General features: G+C 63.3%; 21 protein-coding genes and 1 riboswitch. Of the genes, 10 read left to right on the plus strand and 11 right to left on the minus strand.

Going from position 1 to position 17,137, the window contains the following annotated elements:
- Positions 1–59: 59 nt before the first annotated feature.
- A complete protein-coding gene (gene radC, locus QZS21_RS06685; RefSeq protein ID WP_295581601.1) occupies positions 60–737 on the minus strand; it encodes a RadC family protein in 678 nt (225 codons plus the stop codon).
- Between the two features lie 246 nt (positions 738–983).
- Positions 984–1,146, plus strand: a riboswitch (M-box (ykoK) riboswitch).
- Positions 1,147–1,243: 97 nt separating this feature from the next.
- Between radC and mgtE the strand changes: the two genes are divergently transcribed.
- The 4 genes from mgtE (at position 1,244) to QZS21_RS06705 (ending at position 3,959) form a co-directional block, all read left to right on the plus strand.
- Positions 1,244–2,626 (plus strand): magnesium transporter, encoded by a 1,383-nt coding sequence (mgtE, locus tag QZS21_RS06690; RefSeq protein WP_295581603.1) that lies wholly within the window; start codon positions 1,244–1,246, stop codon positions 2,624–2,626.
- Between the two features lie 351 nt (positions 2,627–2,977).
- Positions 2,978–3,169 carry a DUF1540 domain-containing protein gene (locus QZS21_RS06695; RefSeq protein ID WP_295581605.1) on the plus strand — a complete coding sequence of 64 codons (192 nt, stop codon included), beginning with the start codon at positions 2,978–2,980 and terminating at the stop codon, positions 3,167–3,169.
- Between the two features lie 71 nt (positions 3,170–3,240).
- Positions 3,241–3,594 (plus strand): TSUP family transporter, encoded by a 354-nt coding sequence (locus QZS21_RS06700; RefSeq protein WP_295581607.1) that lies wholly within the window; start codon positions 3,241–3,243, stop codon positions 3,592–3,594.
- Entirely contained in the window at positions 3,591–3,959 is a 369-nt protein-coding gene (locus QZS21_RS06705; protein WP_295581609.1) for a TSUP family transporter, read from the plus strand. The genes QZS21_RS06700 and QZS21_RS06705 overlap by 4 nt, the downstream gene beginning before the upstream one ends.
- Before the next feature lie 34 nt (positions 3,960–3,993).
- Here QZS21_RS06705 and QZS21_RS06710 read toward each other — a convergent pair whose 3' ends face one another.
- The 5 genes from QZS21_RS06710 to spoIID all read right to left on the minus strand — a co-directional run bounded on the left by QZS21_RS06710 (position 3,994) and on the right by spoIID (position 9,795).
- Positions 3,994–5,322, minus strand: coding sequence for a S1C family serine protease (locus tag QZS21_RS06710; protein WP_295581612.1), 1,329 nt, complete (start codon positions 5,320–5,322; stop codon positions 3,994–3,996).
- 6 nt (positions 5,323–5,328) lie between these two features.
- Positions 5,329–6,783, minus strand: a complete 1,455-nt coding sequence (locus tag QZS21_RS06715; protein ID WP_295581614.1) for a HAMP domain-containing sensor histidine kinase — start codon at positions 6,781–6,783, stop codon at positions 5,329–5,331.
- The gene (locus tag QZS21_RS06720) at positions 6,780–7,487 is read right to left on the minus strand and encodes a response regulator transcription factor (RefSeq protein ID WP_295581617.1); all 708 of its coding nucleotides are present in this window, start codon (positions 7,485–7,487) and stop codon (positions 6,780–6,782) included. Before QZS21_RS06720 ends, QZS21_RS06715 begins: the two co-directional genes overlap by 4 nt.
- An 85-nt stretch (positions 7,488–7,572) precedes the next feature.
- Entirely contained in the window at positions 7,573–8,706 is a 1,134-nt protein-coding gene (locus QZS21_RS06725) for a polysaccharide deacetylase family protein (protein WP_295581619.1), read from the minus strand.
- A gap of 72 nt (positions 8,707–8,778) precedes the next feature.
- The gene (gene spoIID / locus QZS21_RS06730) at positions 8,779–9,795 is read right to left on the minus strand and encodes a stage II sporulation protein D (protein WP_295581621.1); all 1,017 of its coding nucleotides are present in this window, start codon (positions 9,793–9,795) and stop codon (positions 8,779–8,781) included.
- Positions 9,796–9,948: 153 nt separating this feature from the next.
- On the opposite strand from spoIID, the gene QZS21_RS06735 reads away from it, so the two are divergent.
- A complete protein-coding gene (locus tag QZS21_RS06735) occupies positions 9,949–10,836 on the plus strand; it encodes a hypothetical protein (RefSeq protein ID WP_295581624.1) in 888 nt (295 codons plus the stop codon).
- A gap of 1,210 nt (positions 10,837–12,046) precedes the next feature.
- Here the strand turns inward: QZS21_RS06735 and QZS21_RS06740 are convergent.
- From QZS21_RS06740 to QZS21_RS06755, 4 genes are all read right to left on the minus strand, one after another.
- Entirely contained in the window at positions 12,047–12,202 is a 156-nt protein-coding gene (locus QZS21_RS06740) for a hypothetical protein (RefSeq protein ID WP_295581626.1), read from the minus strand.
- A gap of 97 nt (positions 12,203–12,299) precedes the next feature.
- Entirely contained in the window at positions 12,300–12,842 is a 543-nt protein-coding gene (locus tag QZS21_RS06745; protein WP_295581628.1) for a TspO/MBR family protein, read from the minus strand.
- Positions 12,843–13,190 carry a DsrE family protein gene (locus QZS21_RS06750; RefSeq protein ID WP_295581631.1) on the minus strand — a complete coding sequence of 116 codons (348 nt, stop codon included), beginning with the start codon at positions 13,188–13,190 and terminating at the stop codon, positions 12,843–12,845.
- A 273-nt stretch (positions 13,191–13,463) separates the two neighbouring features.
- On the minus strand, positions 13,464–13,646 hold the full coding sequence (locus QZS21_RS06755) for a hypothetical protein (RefSeq protein ID WP_295581633.1): 183 nt from the start codon (positions 13,644–13,646) through the stop codon (positions 13,464–13,466).
- A 267-nt stretch (positions 13,647–13,913) separates the two neighbouring features.
- Here QZS21_RS06755 and QZS21_RS06760 point away from each other — a divergent pair, with 267 nt between their 5' ends.
- Entirely contained in the window at positions 13,914–14,528 is a 615-nt protein-coding gene (locus QZS21_RS06760) for a hypothetical protein (protein ID WP_295581636.1), read from the plus strand.
- Positions 14,529–14,946: 418 nt separating this feature from the next.
- Here QZS21_RS06760 and QZS21_RS06765 read toward each other — a convergent pair whose 3' ends face one another.
- Complete coding sequence (locus QZS21_RS06765; protein WP_295581638.1) at positions 14,947–15,408, minus strand: nucleoside deaminase; 462 nt, start codon at positions 15,406–15,408, stop codon at positions 14,947–14,949.
- Positions 15,409–15,487: 79 nt separating this feature from the next.
- On the opposite strand from QZS21_RS06765, the gene QZS21_RS06770 reads away from it, so the two are divergent.
- From QZS21_RS06770 to rpsI, 4 genes are all read left to right on the plus strand, one after another.
- Complete coding sequence (locus QZS21_RS06770; protein WP_295581640.1) at positions 15,488–15,754, plus strand: DUF2508 family protein; 267 nt, start codon at positions 15,488–15,490, stop codon at positions 15,752–15,754.
- The gene (locus QZS21_RS06775) at positions 15,745–16,008 is read left to right on the plus strand and encodes a pro-sigmaK processing inhibitor BofA family protein (protein ID WP_295581642.1); all 264 of its coding nucleotides are present in this window, start codon (positions 15,745–15,747) and stop codon (positions 16,006–16,008) included. The genes QZS21_RS06770 and QZS21_RS06775 overlap by 10 nt, the downstream gene beginning before the upstream one ends.
- 263 nt (positions 16,009–16,271) lie before the next feature.
- Positions 16,272–16,703, plus strand: coding sequence for a 50S ribosomal protein L13 (gene rplM, locus QZS21_RS06780; RefSeq protein WP_295581644.1), 432 nt, complete (start codon positions 16,272–16,274; stop codon positions 16,701–16,703).
- Between the two features lie 15 nt (positions 16,704–16,718).
- Positions 16,719–17,123 (plus strand): 30S ribosomal protein S9, encoded by a 405-nt coding sequence (gene rpsI, locus QZS21_RS06785; RefSeq protein WP_295581646.1) that lies wholly within the window; start codon positions 16,719–16,721, stop codon positions 17,121–17,123.
- Positions 17,124–17,137 lie beyond the last annotated feature (14 nt).

Raw genomic sequence — 17,137 nt, forward strand, 5'->3', positions numbered from 1 at the left:
GGCGGAGGGGCCCGCTGCACGCCGCTGCGCCGCGTGCCCGGCGGGGCGGCGCCCCGCGCTTATCCCAGATATCCGCTGTCCGCCATGGACACAAAGTCCCCGTCGGCCACGATGATATGATCCGCCAATTGGATGCCGATGGCGCCCAGGGCGTCCTTCACCCGGGCGGTGGCGGCGTAGTCCCCGTCGGAGGGCAGGGCCACGCCGCTGGGGTGGTTGTGGGCCAGGATCACGGCGCTGGCGTTGGTGAGAATGGCGTTTTCCACCAGGCGGCGGATGTCCACATCCGCCGAGGCCACGCTGCCCTCCCCCAGCCGCTTGCAGGCCAGGAGCTTTCCCTTCCGGTCCAGGCAGAGCTGATAGACGGCCTCGTTCTTCTCTCCCTCGAAGCACTCCAGCAGATACGCCCCGGCCCGCTCCGAGGAGTTCAGCACCCGCTCCTCCCCGGCGGCCTCCGCCAGCCGGGCCTTCCGGCACAGGGGCGCCACCAGGCGCAGCAGCACCGCCGCGCTCTCGCCCACGCCCTCCACCCGCTGCAAATCCTCCGCCGGCGCCGACAGCACCGCGGAGAGGGAGCCGTACCGCTCCATCAGCGCGTGGGCCACGGGGTTGGTGTCCCGCCGGGGGATGGCGTAGTACAGCAGCAGCTCCAGGGCCTCGTGGTCCGCGAAGGCGTCCAATCCGCCCCGCAGAAACCGCTGCCGCATCTTCTCCCTGTGCCCGTCATGGATGCCCACCCGGCCGCCTCTCCCCTCTTCGCGGCGGGAGCGCCCCGCCGGTTTTCGTGGAATATTGTATTATATCACGTTTCCGCCGGTCTCCACAAGCTATTTTCTGCGCTTTGCGTCTTCTTATCATACCACAGCTCCGCCCGATATGCAACATTTGTTCTATCTCGAATTTTGGTCCTTTTGGGGAGCGGAGAGGCCGGTTTTACAGGAATTTGATTGACACATGGTTTTTTTTAGCATAAGATAAAAGAGAAATACGTCCGGTAGGTAAGGCTACCACAGGGATATGGATCGCTGCCGCAGAGTGATGGAGACATCATGAGAGGGTTTGAACAGGCGATATCGAACAGGAAGGTATCATCTAATGCGATTTCACCGCCTTGTGAGGCTAAAGCTTGAACGGTTGGGAAAACTGTACCCAGTTGCGGTTTTCCGGCAAGGGAGGGTTCTCCAGTCGTACCGGACGGCACGACTGGTTTTTTTATACACAAAACGGAAGGAGGAGACGCGCCGTGTTTGAACTGGAAACCGAACGGGCGGAGCTGCTGGAGACCATCGAGGATTCCATCGAGCGAAAACGCTACGCCCCGCTGCGGGACCTTCTCCTCCCCATGGAGGCGGCGGACATCGCCTCCATCTGCACGGAGCTGGGGGAGAAGGTGCCCCTGGTGTTCCGCCTGCTGCCCAAGGAGCTGGCGGCGGAGGTCTTCGTGGAGCTGGACTCCGACGAGCAGGAACTGCTGATCCAGAGCTTTTCCAACACGGAGCTGAAAGAAGTCCTGGATGAACTGTACCTGGACGACACCGTGGACATCGTGGAGGAGATGCCCGCCAACGTGGTCAAGCGCATTTTGAAGCACTCGGACCCGGAGACCCGCAAGAGCATCAACGAGATCCTGAAATACCCGGAGGACTCCACCGGCAGCATCATGACCACGGAGTTCGTGGACCTGAAGGAGACCATGACGGTGGAGGACGCCTTCAAGCGCATCCGCCGCACCGGCCCCGACAAGGAGACCATCAATATCTGCTACGTCATCGACGAGGGCCGCCACCTCATCGGCCTGCTGTCCATCCGGACGCTGCTGCTGGCGGACGAGGACGACGTCATCGGCGACATTATGGAGACCAACATCATCTCCGTCCACACCCTGGACGACCAGGAGTCCACCGCCCGGGCCCTGAGCAAATACGACTTCCTGGCCCTGCCGGTGGTGGACACGGAGAACCGGCTGGTGGGCATCGTCACCGTGGACGACGCCATGGACGTGTTGCAGGAGGAGGTCACGGAGGATATCGAGCTGATGGCCGCCATCCTCCCCTCCGACAAGCCCTACCTGAAAACCGGTGTGCTGGAGACCTGGCGGGCCCGGACGCCCTGGCTGCTGATTCTGATGCTCTCCGCCACCTTCACCGGCATCATCCTCACCCACTTTGAGAACTCCCTCTCCGCCTGCGCCATTTTGACCTCCTTCATCCCCATGCTCTCTGGCACCGGCGGCAACAGCGGCACCCAGGCCTCCACCGCCGTCATCCGGGCCCTGTCGCTGGGGGAGGTCCGGTTTTCCGATTTGCTGAAGGTCCTCTGGAAGGAGTTCCGGGTGTCCTTTTGCTGCGGCATCTGCCTGGCGGCGGCCAACTTCGTGAAGATGATGGTGGTGGACCGCTGGCTGCTGCACAACCCGGCGGTGACGCCGCTGGTGGCGCTGGTGGTGTGCCTGACGCTGGTTGGCACGGTGCTGTGCGCCAAGCTGGTGGGCTGCTCCCTGCCCCTTTTGGCGGAGAAGGCGGGCTTCGACCCGGCGGTGATGGCCTCCCCCTTCATCTCCACCATCGTGGACTCCATCTCCCTGCTGATCTACTTCCGCTTCGCCACGCTGCTGCTGGGCATCTGAGCGGAGCGGTTCTCCCCCGCCTGGGCGGAGCCGGAAACCGGTTCCGCCCAGGCGGGGGCAAAAATGCCTGCGGTATTTTTGCCCCCGAGCTGCGGCCCACTTCGTACACGCGCAGCGGGCCGTTTCCGCACTTGCGGGCCGAGAGGGCCGTTTCCATACTCGCAGGCCAAAAGGGCTGTTCCGCCGCGGCCTGTGCGCGGCGGAACAGCCCTTCTCCTGCCCCCGCCGCTCCGGCGGCGAAACGCTGCGAGGCTTTTTGGACAAGCCCCGCTTTTTTTGCATACTTTTGCGGCGGCGGCGCACACTACCTACCGGCGGAAGCCAATATTCTTCATGCAGGAGGATCAGTTCATGAATAAGGATTGCACCAACAGCGGCTGCGAATGCACCCCCAACCAGAGCATCAAGTGCACCGTGAACAACTGCGCACATCACTGCCAGGACACCCAGTACTGCGGTCTCACCGCCATCCAGGTGGGCACCCACGAGACCAACCCCACCATGGTGGAGTGCACCGACTGCCAGAGCTTCAAGCTGAAATGACCTTGCCGGTCCGGGGGAGGGGCCCGCTCCTCCCTGGGGGACCGGTACATATTGTTGATGGAGGTGGCGCCTTGGGCGGCAAATGGACGGCGCGGATCGCCGGCGGCGCGGCGGGCCTGGCCAACGGCCTCTTCGGCGGCGGGGGCGGGATGGTGTTCGTGCCCATCCTCTCCCGGTGGGGGCCGCTGGAGCAGCGGAAGCTCTACGCCACCTGCGTGGGGGTGATCTTCCCGGTGTGCCTGGTGTCCGCCGGGGTGTATCTCTGGCGGGGCGGCGTGTCCCTCTCTGCCGCCCTGCCCTACCTGGCGGGCGGCCTCATCGGCGGCGCCCTGGGGGGCAAGCTCTACGGAAAGGTGCCCACCAAGTACCTCAAGTGGCTCTTCGCCGGATTTCTCTTTTACGCGGGGGTGAAATATCTGCTGTGACGGAATGGCTGCTTCCTTTTCTCTGCGGGCTGGGCGCCAGCATTCTCTCCGCCTGGGGCGTGGGCGGCGGCACGCTGCTGCTGCTGGTGATGACGCTGTTTTTGGGGGTGGACCAGCGGACCGCCCAGGGCTTCAACCTGCTGTTCTTCCTCCCCACCGCCGCCACCGCCCTGATCTGCCACGCCCGGGGCGGCTATCTGGACAAGCCCACGCTGAAGGCGGCGGTGCCCGCGGCGGTGATCGCCGCCCTGGCGGGCGCCTGGGTCGCCACCGCCCTGGACGTGGAGCTTCTGCGCAGGCCCTTCGGCGTATATCTGCTCCTCTCCGGCGTCAGCCTCCTCTGGCCGCAGAAGAAAAAAGAGTGACCTGATGAATCAGGTCACTCCTTTTTTCACGTCCTCACGGCAGACGCGGCGTCCCGCCGGACAGGTCCTCCTCCGTCTCCTTCAGCTCCAGCGTCACCTCCAGCGTCCGCCCGTCCCGCAGCAGCACCAGGGGCATCTGCTCCCCCAGATGGTACTGGCGGCGGGCCCGCAGCAGATCCTGGCTGGTCCCGGTGGCGATGCCGCCGGCGGAGACAATGTAGTCCCCCGCCTGGATGCCCGCCCGGTCCGCGGCGGAGCCGGGGGTCACCTCCAGCACCTCCACGCCCACCAGCTCGCCCAGCTTCACGCCCACCTGGCTCACCGTCACCCCCAGCACCGGCTCCGGCTGCACCTGTCCGTAGGTCAGCAGATCGTTTACCATCCGGTCCATGGAGGCGGAGGGGATGGCGAAGCCCAGGCCCTCCACATTGGAGTACCGGGAGCTCATCTTGATGACGTTGATGCCCACCACCTGGCCGTACTGGTTGATGAGGGGGCCGCCGGAGTTGCCGGAGTTCAGCGCTGCGTTGGTCTGGATCAGGGTCATGGTCCGGCCGTCCACCTGCACGTCCCGGTTGATGGCGGAGACGATGCCGTCGGTCAGCGTGCCCCGCAGCTCCACCCCCAGGGGGTTGCCGATGGCGTACACCGGGTCTCCCACCGAGAGGAGGTCGGAGTCGCCGAAGGACGCCACGGGCAGGTCCTCCGCGTCCACCTTCAAAACCGCCAGGTCGTTCTTCTGGTCCCCCGCCACGTACAGCGCCTCATAGCGGTGCCCGGTGTCCAGGGCCACGGAGCACTCCGAGCCCCCCTCCACCACGTGGTAGTTGGTCAGCAGATACCCGTCGGCGGTGAAGATGACGCCGGTGCCCACAGACACGCCCTGGTCCAGCTGGGCCAGCACCGTCACCACCGCCGGGTTCACCCGCCGGTAAATCTCCTGGATGGCCAGGGTCTCCCCGTGGCTTTGCAGCACCTCCAGCCGGGCGCCCTGGCCGGTGGGATAGCCGGGAATGGTCAGCTCCCCCGCCGGCTCCGCCTGCCCCTCCTGGTAGTAGTGCTCAAAGGGGTCCCGGTAGTCCTGGGCGCCGTCCAGCGCCCAGGCGGCGGCCGCCAGAGCCGCCACGCCGCAAAAGCACGCCAGGAAAATCCAGAGGCCCTTCCGCCGCCCCCGCCGCTCCACCAGGGGCACCGGCGGCGCCTCCCGGCGCCGGCCCGGCATGGGGCGGGTATAGACCTCCACCACCTCCCGGCGGTCCCGGGGGCGGTAGGTCTCCACTACCTCCCGGCGGTCCCGGGGACGATCGGTCTCCACCACCTCCCCCGGCGTCTCCCGCCGGCCGTTCATGTCACGTTCTTCCATGGTTCCTCATTCCGTGGTCAGGGAGAAGGTGAACGTGGTCACGCCGTTCTCGCTGGTCACATTGATTTTTTCCCGGTGCTGCTCCAAAATCGTCTTGACGATGTAGAGCCCCAGCCCCACGCCGTCCTTGTCCTCACTGCGGGACTTGTCGCTCTTGTGGAACCGCTCGAACAGCAGCGGCAGCTCCTCCGCCGCGATGGTGTCCCCCAGGTTCTGCACCGTCACCCGGGCCTTGCCGTCGATGGTGGCCACGCCCAGGTACAGCGTGGAGCCCTCCCGGGCGAACTTGGTGGCGTTTTCCAGCAGGTTGTAGATCACCTGGGTGATCATGTCCTTGTCCCCCAGCACCAGAATGGGCTCCTCCGGGATGTCCGCCTCCACATCCAGATGCCGGTCCGTGATTTTCTTCTCCATGGAGATCAGCACCCGGCGCATGCTCTCGCACAAGTCGAAGTGGCTCCCGCTCCGGAGGGGGTCGATGGCCTGGAGCTGGCTCACGTCCAGCATCCGCCGCACCATGCGGCTGAGGCGGCGGCTCTCGTCGGAGATGATCTGCAAATACTGCCGCTCGTTCTCCGGGGGGATGGTGCCGTCCAGAATGCCGTCGGTATACCCGGCGATGGTGGTCATGGGGGTTTTCAGCTCGTGGGAGATGTTGGCCACAAACTCCCGCCGCTGGCGCTCCGTCTGCTGGAGGGCCTCTGCCATGTTGTTAAAAGAGGCGGCCAGCTCGCCCATCTCGTCGGCCCGGCCGTAGTCCTTCATCCGCACGTCAAAGTCCCCCTCGGCATACCGCCGGGTGGCCTGGACCATCTCCCGGATGGGCTGGACCTGGCGCATGGCGGTGACGGAGGAGGCCATGAAGGAGACCATCAAAACTACAAAGGCCGTCATGAAGAACAGCCCCACAAAGCCCTTCCACATGGAGTCCAGGGAGGCGGTGGTGGACACGGAGAACACCTCGCCCACCACCTCCTGGGTGACGGGGTTCACGGCGGCCACGCCCACCACCACCCGCTTCTGGGGGTACAGTCCCCCCAGATCGTCCCGGCGGGCGGCGTTGCCGTTCTCCATGATCTCCCGGGTCATCTCCTCCGGCATGGTCACCACCTGGCCGGAGAGGCCCTCGTCCGTGGAGAGCAGCACGTGGCCGCCGGTGTCGCAAATCATAAAGTGCACGTCCGACACCGTGGCGGCAAAGGAGGCCAGCTGCTGGAAGGCGGGGTCGGTCTGCAGCTCGTCAATGGAGAGGAAGCGCCCGTTTTCCAGGTAGCTGACGGAGAGCTGGCTCATGACCCGGGCCCGGGTCTCCATCTCCTCGCTGGTCTGGTCCCGGGCGTAGTTGTAGCTGAGGGAGAAAAAGGACGCGCCCAACAGCAGCAGCGTCAGCATCACCATGCCGGCGGTGACCCACAGCTGGCGCCAGTAGAGGCCCTGAAACCGCTTATGAAACCGCTTCATTCCCCCGCCTTCTCCGCCTTGGCCCCGGTGAGCTCAAACTTATAGCCCACGCCCCACACCGTTTTCAGCGCCCACTGGCCGGAGACGTCCTCCACCTTCTCCCGCAGGCGCTTGATGTGCACGTCCACGGTGCGGCTGTCGCCGAAGTAGTCGAAGCCCCACACCTCGTCCAAAAGCTGGTTGCGGGTGTAGACCCGGTTGGGGGTGGAGGCCAGGTGGTACAGCAGCTCCAGCTCCTTGGGGGGCGTGTCGATCTTTTTCCCGTCCACAATCAGCTCGTAGGAGTCCAGGTCAATCACCAGCTTGTCGAAGGTCAGGCGCTTGCTGGTGTCGTTGGGAATCTCCGTCCGCCGCAGCACCGCGTTGATCCGGGCGATGAGCTCCTTCATCTCAAAGGGCTTGACGATATAGTCGTCGGCGCCCATCTCCAGGCCCTGAATCCGGTCGAAGACCTCGCTCTTGGCGGTGAGCATGATGATGGGGACCTTGCTGGTCTCCCGCACCCGGGCGCACACCGCCCAGCCGTCCATCACCGGCAGCATGATGTCCAGGAGGATCAGATCGGGCACCTGCTTTTGGAACTCCTCGATGGCCTTCCCGCCGTCCCCGGCGATCCGGACGTCAAAGCCCTCCTTCACCAGATACATGTGGATGAGGTCGGAGATGTTGCGGTCGTCCTCCACCACCAAAATATTGCGGCCCATGGCGCTCCCTCCCGTTTCTATATGTTTTCCCTTTGATTATACCCGTTCCTGCCCGGGTATGTTGAATTTTCTGTAAATAGTGGGCTCAGGCCGTCTCCGTCAGGGGCAGGCACCGGTCCTCCGCCTCCGCCGCCTGGGTCAAAAAGGCCCCCAGGCCGCCGGTGCCCACCGCCCCGCCCAGCCACACCGTCACGCTCCCCCGCCGGGCGGACACCTGCCGCAGCAGGGTCCCGGCGTGGTAGCCGCTGCGCAGGGGGGTGTCCCCCCGGTCCAGGTCCGGGTACAGGCAGCGGAACCCCGCCGCCTCCGCCGCCTGGGACGCCGCGGCGTCCCCGTCCCGCACGTAGGCCAGCCGGGTCTTCTGGAAGGTGGCCCGGTACAGCGCCCGGTTCCCCGCCTCCAGCTGCTCCTCCGGGGTGCGCCGGGGGTCGGCGCCGTCCACCAGAATGCCCACGGAGTGTCCCGTAGCGGCCATCCGCCGCAGCAGGTCCCCCTGGGTCTCCAGAAATTCCAGGGAGCAGAAGAAGGCGGCCTGGGCCCCGTGCCGGTCCAGCACGTCCAGCAGCTGGGCCGCCGTGTCCTCCGCCTCCAGGCAGAGGTAGACGCTCTTCCCGCTGGCGGGGGGCTCCTCCGGCTGGGGGTCCGTCACCGGCGGTGTCACCGGCGTGACGGGCCGCTCCTTGGACTTCAGGTACTGGGCGTAGCAGGCGGCCATGGGATAGGTGGCGGCGTCGGCAAAGTCCTCGTCCGACAGCCCGTAGCCCGGCTGCCGCAGCCACACCAGATACCCGTGCTCCACATTGGGAATCAGGGAATACTGTAAGCCGAAAAAGCTTGCCACCGTGGACGCGGGCACGAATGTCGTGCCGTTGCGCTCCACAGCGCCGGGGTAGTAGGTGTTTCCGGCGGAGTCCCTGGCGTAGGAGGCCCCGGCGTCAAACATCAGCGGGCGGTCGTCGCCGCTGTAAAGGATCAGCGGCTGCCGGGCATTGCCGGGCACGTGGGAGATGCCCAGGGAGCTCCAGACGATGCCGGTGAAGATGGAGCTGGCGATATAGAGGTATCCGCCGGACCAGAAGGGCATAGTGTCGTCGCTCATGGGCAGGACGTTGCTGCCCGCCGCCACAAAGTAGACGCTCTCCGCCGCCCGGGCGGGCGGAGACGCCAGCTGCACCACCAGCAACAGGCACGCCAGCAGCGCCGCGGCCTTCCGTTTCATCGCCTCACCCCCCGTTTTTCTGTCGGTTCTAAGAGTTTTATTTTATCACAGTTCCCCGCGCCTTGTAAAGCGTCACGGCGTGTAGGGCTCCACCGTCACGCCGGTATAGTAGTGGGTGAGAATTTCCCGGTAGTCCGCCCCCTCCGCCGCCATCTCGTTGGCGCCGTATTGGCTCAGCCCCACGCCGTGGCCGTAGCCGGTGACGAAAAACACCAGCTCCCCGTCCTGCACCTCCCACTCGAAGCAGGCGGACCGCAGCCCCAGGATGGACCGCAGCCGGGTGCCCTTCATGGGCACGCCCCCCACCGTCACCGTCTCCACGCTGCCCGCCCCGTCGGTGACGGGGTGCTGCAGCCAGCCGCTCATGCTTCCGGACAGGTCCGCCCCCGGCTCCGCCGCCAGAATCCGCTTGCGGAAGTCCTCCGCCGAAAAGGCGGAGCGGCTGTAGTAGTTGGGGATGGCGTCCTGAGGCTCTGGGGACTCCACGGCCTGGAGATAGGGCAGGTCGTTGACCCACACCTCTCCCGCCGCCCGGGTCAGTCCCGCCGACGAGGAGTGGAACACCGCCAGAATGGGCACCCCGCCGTAGAGAATCGTCTCCCCGTCGGTGTCCCGCACCGCCGCCTCAATCTTCTCCTCATAGGCGCCGGCGTTCTCCCCCCAGTTTGCCCGGGCCCGGTCCTCGGCAATCCAGGCCTGGCAGCAGGTGGAGTCGGTGCAGATGTCGGCGGTGTCCCCGTGGTTGCCGCCGCTCAGCATTTTGTAGAGGGTGTAGGTCCGGGCCGCCACCGCCTGGGCCTTCAGCGCCTCGCTCTGGAAGGAGGCGGGCATCTCCGCCCGCACCACCCCCACCAGGTAGGTCCCCAGGTCCATCTCCTCCACCGTGTCCCCGTTCAGCACCTTCAGCACCGTCTCCGCGTCCCGGTCGCCGCTGAGGAAGGGGGCCCCCTCCGTCTCGTCCACCGCCGTCTCCCGGCCGAACAGCTCCGACCGGAAGGGCATAATCACCGCCAAGGGCAGGAAAAACAGCGCCGCGATCAGCAGCGCCGACACCGCCACGCTCTGGCGCACCGGGTTGTTTCGTCTCATGGAGCTCCTCCTCTTCCGTATGGGCTGGCCTGTCCCTCCACTGTATGCGTTCCGCCGCCGGAAAATGAGGCCCGGCATGGACAAACTGTTTTCCATGTGCTATACTAATATTCGCGTTTTGCGTCAATTCTTCCTCCAAAAGGAGTTTTTCTGATGAAAAAACAGCTTCTGCTCCCTCTGGCCGCCGTGGCCGGAGGCGCCGCCGCCTTCGCGCTGCGGCTGCTGCAAAACCGGACCGGCTTCGAGCTGGGAACCGGCCTGCCCATCCCCGGCAACCTTCCGGGCATCGCCCTGGCGGCGCTGCTGGCGGCGCTGGGGGTGGTGCTGGCCGCGCTGGCGGGGCACCTGCCCAAAGAATCCGCCCCCGGCCCCGCCTTCCCGGCGGACTTCACCACTGGAGACACCCGGCTCCTGCTGCTGCCGGTGGCCGGAGTGTTTCTCCTGGTCCTCTCCGGCGCGGCGGACCTCTTCCTGGGGCTGGGCTTTTTGGGGCAGGCGATGGGGGACCTCCTCTCCGCCGCCGATCCCTCCGGCATGACCTCCGTGGTCGTCCTCACCTCCGGCGGTGGCTTCTCCCCCCGGATCCACGTGCTGCTGGGGCTGCTGACCCTGGCCTCCGCCGCCGGGCTGGCCCTCTGCGCCGCCGCCTGCCGCCGGGCGGACCCGCCCCGGACCGTCTCCGGAAACTGGCTCTTGCTGATGGTGGCCAACCTGGTGATCCGGCTGGTGCTGACCTACCGGATCGACTCCGTAAATCCCGCGCTGGCGGCCTATTGCGTGGAGCTGCTGGCCCTGGTCTTTCTGACCCTGGCCTTCTACCGCCTGTCCTCCTTCGCCTTCCAGGCGGGGCAGACCCGGCGCTTCGCCCTGTACACCGGCGCCGCCGCCGTCCTGTCCCTGGCCTCCCTGGCGGACAGCGGCCCGGCGGTCTCCTCCCTGCTGCTCTATACGGGGAGCACCGCGTATCTGCTGGGCCTCCTGGCGCTGCGGCTCCTGGCCCCGGCGGCGGAACCCGGTCCCGAAGACCAGGGGAATGGGTGACATTGTAGCACAGCTCCGCCCAAAATTCTACCGGTTTCGACACGCCGTCTCCCAGGCCGTCCGGGCGGGAGCGGGGCGTGCGCGGAGCTGCGGCATCTGCCGCTCGGGGCAAGGGAAGCTGCCGGACCGCGCAGGCTCCGGCAGCTTTGCGTTGACAGGGAACTCGGACTGAACCAGGGCGTTCTCTCCCCCGGGGCATACAGCGATGCCGCGCCTCCTCCAGCATGAAGTCGCTCCCTCACGGGGCGCGTGGATTGAAATAGGTAAACGTCCAGGTAGACGCCCTCGCTGCCGCCGGTCACTCTCCTCGCGGGGAGCGTGGATTGAAATTAGAACGAGAGCGTCTGGGTGTCATGGGGATTGACCGTCGCGTTCCGCGGGGAGCGTGTGGGTTGAAGTAGCGGTGACGGTGCAGATTACGGAACTGGTGAGGTCGCGCCCCGCGAGGGGCGTGTGGGTTGAAATTACGCTTGCGTGGAGTGCGTGGAACGGGGTCTGGAGCCGCGCCCTGCAAGGGGCACGTGGGTTGAAACAAGAGTTGGTGCCGGATGTTGGCCGGCCAGGTTTTCCTATGGCTCCTTACGAGGGCACGGAGAAAGCCCGGCCCGCAGGACCGGGCCGATCAGCGGGAAGCCGCGCTCCTGACGGAGTGCGGCTTCCTGTTTGCCAAAACGGATAGGGGCCAGCTGAAAAGCTGGCCCCTATCCGTTTTGGAAGATTGGATGAAAAGAAGTTTTGTCTCTTGCAAGTATTAAGATACTAGAGAGTTGTTAAGCAAACCAGCGCCATTTGTTACAAAAGTCTTAAATCTCGCACATTTTTTATTTTTCACAAATTCTTACAAAAAATTCTGTTAAACGCCTTATATTCCAGCAGGTGCGGCGTCTTCCACAAATGAAAAAATATGTAATTGCACAAGCTGTTCTGGAAAAAGTTCCGGTACAGCCAAACGGGTCTTATCGTGCAAAAAACCGGTTCCACATTCCTTCAACCATCACCCGTTTTCTCTCTCAATACGCCGCCAGCTTCTCCGCGGCCGCCTGCCGGTGCCCGCTCCGCGGGCAGAATCCCTCCGGCGCATCCCCAGTACAGCCGCATCGCAGCAGCGACGGTGAGCAGCATACCAATGGGCCGCAAGGAATCCCCTCCACAAATTGACGTCTGTCCCCGTCCCATATACGACCGCCCGCGAAAAAGAAAACCGCCCCAATTAAGGGGCGGCCTCGGCCTCGTCGATGATCTCTTGCAGAACATGGATCAGGTCATTGAGATTCCTGATGGTGACGTCGCGGGCAAGGATCTCGTTTTTCAGGTCAATGGGCAGCGTTTCAAATTTGGACCGCAGGGCAGGGTTCACATAAGACATATCCATCACCTCACGACTAGTGTGCCCAAAATTGCGAATTTGTTCGGCATGTGCCGGGGGAATAAGGGAAAGCCGCCCCGGCGAAGGGGCGGCAGTCTTAACGGTTCAGTATCCAGATGCCAAAATTGAGATAAGCTGCAAAGCAGCACCACAGCAGGTATGGGACCTGCATCCATGCGGCAGGGCGATCAATCCCGGAAAACACACGAATCATGAGCGCAATCGCCAAAATGAGCGCGATCAGCCACACAAAGGCAAAAAGGAGCGCCTGAAGCGCAAAAAACCAAACGCTCCACAGTGCGTTTATGACAAGCTGCACGCCAAAAACCGCGATCGCCGTACCGCGGCGTGGCGCATGCGCCTTCCACACCCTGGCCGCTCCAATCCCCATCAGAAGATACAGAATCGACCAGGCGATGGGAAACACCGCGGAGGGCGGTGTCAGCGGCGGCTTTGCGAGCTGCTCGTAAAAGGGCATCCCCTTCATGACGGCAATCGCGGAGAGGCCACCGGCCGCCAGCGCGATCAGGATAAAAACCAAATCAGGCAAATGCGTTTTCCACTTCAATATCATCACCGGATCATAGTATGCCGGATGGCCCGTGGAATATGAATCGCTCTGGACGAAATCGGAGAACATTTAAGGCTTGATATAGGCAAATCCCTCGTCCTGCCGAAGGGCAAGCTCCGCCACACCTGCGGGGACGACCTGTACGAATGGATACAGCTCTTCGGCGGAAATCCCGTTGGCCCTCAACGCGTTCTCGCATGCGCAGATACGCACAGACGGCGCAAGCGACTCCAATTGAGCATCCATCCCAAGTTTTTCCGCCGCCGCAGCGCGCAATTCGCGGACAGCGGGGCCGTTGGCGACGATTTCAAGTATCAGGGGCGTGCCGGACGAGGCAGCATACTGCAATAGGTTTGCGGCGTTGCCCAGGGTCATTGCCCATCGGGCGCTGTCGTCAATGTGAAGCAACACTTTCATGTACAAACCGTCCTTTCCGAATGTGATGATTTCTCTGCTCCCACAGCAACATAGGAGCGAACCGCCTCACGCGCCGCAATCTCCTTCGGCGTCAGCTCCCCGGCCTCCCGGTTAGGAGCCCCCACAGCCCCATCCTGCAGGGTTGCCGCTTCACCGCGGTCCTCAATTGCGCGGCTACCGACCTTTGCCCGCAGCCTTCCGTCGTAGGCAAACACCTCCACGCCAGAGCCATGCGGTTCTTCAAAATTTGTCTGGTATAGGCTGCCTGGTACTCTACTGGAACCGGTCAATATTTGTATCCGATTCTTCCAATGGCCCGTGTAGTTCGCCCTTTTGAAGCCGCTCTTTCAAAGAATTCAGGAAGACTTTCTTCTCCTCTTCCGTGGGTGGATCTGCATCCACCCCGTAGTAGGCCCTCACTTTCCGTTTGATCCGATTGCGCAGCTCCTCATCCACCAGCGGCCTCCCCTTCCGCGTTTCTTCCTATTGTACCGCCGGTCCCACCCGTCTGCAAGCCCTCCCCCGCGGGTTGCCCAAAGAGCCGCCGGATGGCCGGGTCTCCGCCACGGCCACGCCGCGGTGCTTTTGAAGCAGCCGCCAAGCTTTTTCCGTTACATGCAGCCGCTTTTCACCGCTCAGTCACCGGATAACCCATGGACAGCCCCTTTCCAGAATGTTACACTATATATGCATCTATTCGACAAAGTTAGGGGGGGCAAACACATGGAAAACCCGGAATATCTGTGCAAGGAATACGACCGGATTCAAGAAGAGATCATGCACAAGCTGGCGCTCCATAATTCCCTTTTGACCTTTACCATTACTACCTCTGTCGCGCTGATGACCCTTGCAATTACACAGCAGTCCACCATCCTCTATTTGATGCCGTTCTGCATTTTGATCCCCATGTCCCTCCGCATTTCCTACTACCGGTTCGCAACCGCAAAATTAGCCGGATATCTGATCGTTTTTGTTGAACCACATCTTCCGGGCATCCAATGGGAGACCATCAACGCGGACCTCATGGCACAAAATTTGGAAAATAAGAAATCCGGAAAGGAGAGCTTCAAAATTTTGCATTACGATGAATGTCTCGTGCTGTGCGTTATCAGCTACCTCCTGTTTCTCACAAATTATGTAAAAGGAAAAACCTTGGATATGCAGGTGACCCTTTGCGCGCTCGCCCCCTTTTCGCTGGTAATTCTGGAATATTTTATCACAAGGAAAATCAATTGCATCGACTCCGACCGGGTGGAATGGATCAGGCGATGGGAGGCGATAAAGAAAGAGACCAACAAAAAGTCTCCCGGAGAACAGAGAGAACAAGCACCTCACTGACGGCCCGGAACCATTTCCCAGGCCTCCGGCAGACCGTGCCCCCATCGGCGGCCGGCACTGCTTCCTTTCCATTCGTACAATTTCCACTCCCGCCCTGTGTGCCGCCGCCAGCCCCGCCCTGGGTGGCTAAAACATCCCAATGAGATCCCCGTCCACTCCGTCCGCCGCTCCCCTCCCGCCTTTCATCCGGATTCTTCCCGCATAATTCCCAGAGGTTCCCCTTTTGGCAAACCGGCAGGCGGAAACGGACGTGGAAAAGTCAGGACCGCACCGGTGGTGTTCCGGTGCCGACCCCGGCTTTTGTCTGCTCACAGCCTGTCCTTTTACACGACCCGTCAGGAGATACCGCCATCCTGATGGGTCGTTTTATCACATATCTCCCGCCGTGGTACGTCCAAATGCTTGCAAATGGTTCATATCACTCCTCCCGCCTGCCCCGCAGCCCCGCAAAAAAATCCGCCAGCACTGCCCGGCAGGGCTCCGCCAGGATTCCCCCCACCAGGGCCGGGGGATGGGGGAAGGCCTCCATAAACAGGTTCGTCACCCCGCCGCAGGCCCCCATGGCCTCGTCCCGGGCGCCGTACCACACCCGCGGGATGCGGGCGTTCAAAATGGCCCCGGCGCACATGGGGCACGGCTCCAGAGTCACATACAGCTGGCAGTCCTCCAGCCGCCAGGTGCCCAAAGCCGCATTGGCCTGGGCGATGGCCTCCATCTCCGCGTGGGAGGCGGTGGCCTGCCGCTCCTCCCGGCGGTTGCGGCCCCGGCCCACCACGATTCCCTCCCGGACGATGACGCAGCCCACCGGCACCTCTCCCGCCGCCGCGGCCTCCCGGGCCAGCTCCAGGGCCTGGGCCATATAGCCCTCCTCTTGTGTCATGGTTCCCGCCTCCTCTTTTGTATAAAACTGGCATATTTGTCCAAACTCTCCATAAAAGTTAGGTAGGAGGGACACAGCCATGAAAACAACCATCTTTTCCAAACGTTCCAAGCCGGACCCGGAGCTGCTGGCCTTAAAGGCGGAGCTCCTCACCGCCCAGGGTGAGCTGGCCTTTGCCTACCGGCAGTTCAACCAGGCTCTGGACCCGGAGCTGGTGGAGTCCTGCGTCTACCAGATCAGCGCGGTGAAGGCCCGGTGCAACTACCTGATCCGCGCCATCAAGGAGCGGAGCCCGGAGAGCGCCGCGGCCGCCGCCTGCCCGGAGGGGGAGCCCACATGGACCTGAGCCAAAAAATTCTGGCCGCCCTCCTGGGGGGCTTCTTCCTCATTGCGCTGCTGCGGGTGTTCCGCGCGCCGCTGCGGCTGGCTCTGCGGCTGCTGGGAAACACCCTCCTGGGCTTTCTGGCGCTGTGGGCCGTCAACGCCACCGCCGCCTTCACCGGCATCGCCCTGGGCCTGAACCTGTGGAACGCCCTGGTTATCGGCGTCCTGGGCCTGCCGGGCTTCGTGCTCCTGCTGCTGACCCAGTGGGTGCTGTAGCCGCTACATACCGCCGCTTTCGGGCACGCTGGGCCGCCGGCCCGCGTGCTCTTTTTTTGCCGCCGCCCGAAATTTCAAAAAACGAAAGTCAGCATTGACGAGATATTGATAGAAATCAAGAGAAAATCAAAGCTTTACCCGCACTAAATCAATTTGCAGTTGACAGGGCCCGTCCCCCGTGGTATAAATAATCTTGCTCCGATTTTACCCCGGAGCTCTTGATTTGTAAAGCAAATACAAATATCAATATCGGAGGAAACACCATGTCCACTTTTATGGCAAATAAGGCCAACATCGAGCGTAAGTGGTACATCCTGGACGCTGCCGGCAAGCCCCTGGGCAAGACCGCCGTCCGGGCTGCCGACCTGCTGCGCGGCAAGACCAAGCCCACCTACACCCCCCACGCCGACTGCGGCGACAACGTCATCATCATCAACGCCGGCAAGGCCGTCCTCACCGGCAACAAGGGCACCCAGAAAATCTATCGCACCCACTCCGGCTGGGTGGGCGGCCTGAAGGAGACCCCCTACCGCATTCTGATGCAGGAGAAGCCCGACGTGGCCATGCGGGTGGCCATCCGCGGCATGATGCCCAAGAACACCATCTCCAAGGATTCTCTGAAGCGCCTGCACATCTACGCCGACGCCAACTATGAGCAGCAGGCCCAGAAGCCCGTGGCTCTGGACGTCGAATAAGGAGGAGTAAAGAGAATGTATCAGTCTAAGAAGCCTTACCTGTATGGCACCGGCCGCCGGAAGTCCTCCGTGGCCCGCGTCCATCTGTTCCCCAACGGCACCGGCGCCATCACCATCAACGGCCGGGATATCGACGAGTACTTCGGCCTGGACACCCTGAAGATGGTGGTCCGCCAGCCCCTGGAGGCCACCGGCAACACCGGCAAGATGGACATTGTGGCCACCGTCACCGGCGGCGGCGTGTCCGGCCAGGCCGGCGCCCTGCGCCACGGCATCGCCCGGGCCCTGCTGCTGGCCAGCGAGGACAACCGCCCCATCCTGAAGAAGGCCGGTTTCCTGACCCGCGACCCCCGCATGAAGGAGCGCAAGAAGTACGGCCTGAAGGCCGCCCGCCGTGCGCCTCAGTTCAGCAAGCGCTGATTGCTCTTCCAATT

It is taken from the genome of uncultured Oscillibacter sp. (genome assembly GCF_900544955.1).
GTDB lineage: Bacteria > Bacillota > Clostridia > Oscillospirales > Oscillospiraceae > Oscillibacter.

Bases quoted from the DNA above. Each gene is read 5' to 3' on its own strand.
- QZS21_RS06745 (WP_295581628.1), bottom strand. From the start codon at position 12,842: ATGTTCTCCGATTTCGTCCAGAGCGATTCATATTCCACGGGCCATCCG.
- QZS21_RS06735 (WP_295581624.1), top strand. From the start codon at position 9,949: ATGAAAAAACAGCTTCTGCTCCCTCTGGCCGCCGTGGCCGGAGGCGCC.
- QZS21_RS06715 (WP_295581614.1), bottom strand. From the start codon at position 6,783: ATGAAGCGGTTTCATAAGCGGTTTCAGGGCCTCTACTGGCGCCAGCTG.
- rplM (WP_295581644.1), top strand. From the start codon at position 16,272: ATGTCCACTTTTATGGCAAATAAGGCCAACATCGAGCGTAAGTGGTAC.
- QZS21_RS06770 (WP_295581640.1), top strand. From the start codon at position 15,488: ATGAAAACAACCATCTTTTCCAAACGTTCCAAGCCGGACCCGGAGCTG.
- QZS21_RS06740 (WP_295581626.1), bottom strand. From the start codon at position 12,202: ATGTCTTATGTGAACCCTGCCCTGCGGTCCAAATTTGAAACGCTGCCC.
- QZS21_RS06710 (WP_295581612.1), bottom strand. From the start codon at position 5,322: ATGGAAGAACGTGACATGAACGGCCGGCGGGAGACGCCGGGGGAGGTG.
- QZS21_RS06725 (WP_295581619.1), bottom strand. From the start codon at position 8,706: ATGAAACGGAAGGCCGCGGCGCTGCTGGCGTGCCTGTTGCTGGTGGTG.
- QZS21_RS06775 (WP_295581642.1), top strand. From the start codon at position 15,745: ATGGACCTGAGCCAAAAAATTCTGGCCGCCCTCCTGGGGGGCTTCTTC.
- QZS21_RS06750 (WP_295581631.1), bottom strand. From the start codon at position 13,190: ATGAAAGTGTTGCTTCACATTGACGACAGCGCCCGATGGGCAATGACC.
- rpsI (WP_295581646.1), top strand. From the start codon at position 16,719: ATGTATCAGTCTAAGAAGCCTTACCTGTATGGCACCGGCCGCCGGAAG.
- QZS21_RS06720 (WP_295581617.1), bottom strand. From the start codon at position 7,487: ATGGGCCGCAATATTTTGGTGGTGGAGGACGACCGCAACATCTCCGAC.
- QZS21_RS06765 (WP_295581638.1), bottom strand. From the start codon at position 15,408: ATGACACAAGAGGAGGGCTATATGGCCCAGGCCCTGGAGCTGGCCCGG.
- spoIID (WP_295581621.1), bottom strand. From the start codon at position 9,795: ATGAGACGAAACAACCCGGTGCGCCAGAGCGTGGCGGTGTCGGCGCTG.
- QZS21_RS06695 (WP_295581605.1), top strand. From the start codon at position 2,978: ATGAATAAGGATTGCACCAACAGCGGCTGCGAATGCACCCCCAACCAG.
- QZS21_RS06760 (WP_295581636.1), top strand. From the start codon at position 13,914: ATGGAAAACCCGGAATATCTGTGCAAGGAATACGACCGGATTCAAGAA.